The organism is Oleiphilus sp. HI0061 (assembly GCF_001635675.1).
Map to the genome: position 1 here is coordinate 1 of NZ_LWFE01001811.1, position 1215 is coordinate 1215.

Consider the following 1215-nt stretch of genomic DNA (forward strand, 5'->3'; position numbering starts at 1 on the left):
AAGATTAAGCATGACATGATTTCTTTGAAACAGTCTCTTCAACCAGCTTTGTCCTACGGCATTCTTTATGCGGCAGGCATGCTGCCTAAAAATGTTCAGAAAACCCTATTGGAAAGTTTTGGTAACAAAACCTCCGCTGTCTTATCTAATGTGCCTGGTTCTAGAGAGACTCGCTACCTAGCTGGGGCTGAGATTAAAGAGCAGATGTTCTGGGTTCCCCAGACGGGTGATATCGGTTTAGGTTTGAGCATCATTAGCTATGCGGGGCAAATTCAGTTTGGTTTGGTTGGCGATGCAAAGCTGTTCCCTAACCCTGAGCGTATTGTGAAGCACTTTGTTGAACAGCTCGAGAAGCACCGTACTGACATCGTATCAAGTTATATTGAAGACCTTGTTCAGCCTGTGATGGCCTCGTAACTAGCAGTCCTTGAGTGTTTGTTAGGATCTAAAAAGTATCCAGTATATGAATCGTTCATTATTACTGGATACTTCTAGTGTAAATTCAGTATCATTACCTGCTTTAAGGCTGCGAGCGACGAAAGCTTGCTGTTCGAAACTCCTTTGAAAGTAAAGTTAGGTAGCTTATGTCCGATAGTCCGTCACTCAATGCTAATGACCAAGTTCCACTTAAGCATAAACTCAACTTGGAAACTGCTAGAGCTCCCTGGCGCGAGCTACAGACTTTCTTCGCCTCGGGCATGGTGCTATACGTTGCTCCGGGTCTTGATCTATTGTTGGTGGGCGAGCAGTTTGCGGCAGATAATGCTCCGATCTTCAAGGAATGGCTAGCCTCGGGGCAGGTTGCCCAGGTTTCAGATGATCAGGCCTTAGCCTGGTATGAGGCCGATGCCGAACTGTGGACTTTAGTGATTAAACCTTGGATTCTAGTCCAGGCGGTTTCTAAATAAACTTAGTTCTGAGAATGCTAGTAAATATGTCCATTTTTATTAGCATAGCTGTTTAGTACGGCTTTGGCTTCGTCTCGGCAGACTTCAGTTATTACTTCTATCTTTCTTTTTTCAAGACCCGCTTTCCAAGCATTGGGTTTATCTCCTTCGTCAAAGCCTATCGCTTCGGCATCTTTGCCTGTTGCCGCACAGACGACGCGATGAATACCTGACCAGGGGATTGCTCCCAGGCACATAGCGCAGGGTTCGGTACTGGTAAGCAGTTCTAACCGGTGCTCGGATTTTGCTAGTTCGTAACTACCCAGTT

At 45.8% G+C, this 1215-nt stretch carries 2 protein-coding genes and 1 pseudogene; 2 read left to right on the top strand and 1 reads right to left on the bottom strand.

From position 1 onward, the window contains the following. Both A3735_RS27615 and A3735_RS27620 read left to right on the top strand, forming a co-directional pair. The coding region (locus tag A3735_RS27615) for a WSD1 family O-acyltransferase (protein ID WP_156499972.1) at positions 1 to 417 on the top strand (417 nt) is incomplete at its 5' end. A 167-nt stretch (positions 418 to 584) separates the two neighbouring features. Further along, a complete protein-coding gene (locus A3735_RS27620) occupies positions 585 to 908 on the top strand; it encodes a DUF2288 domain-containing protein (protein ID WP_068516741.1) in 324 nt (107 codons plus the stop codon). A gap of 17 nt (positions 909 to 925) precedes the next feature. On the opposite strand, the pseudogene A3735_RS27625 reads toward A3735_RS27620, so the two are convergent. After that, a pseudogene (locus tag A3735_RS27625) lies at positions 926 to 1215 on the bottom strand (hypothetical protein); the annotation flags it as partial.

Coding starts and splice junctions, on each gene's coding strand:
- A3735_RS27620 (WP_068516741.1), top strand. CDS start 585: ATGTCCGATAGTCCGTCACTCAATGCTAATGACCAAGTTCCACTTAAG.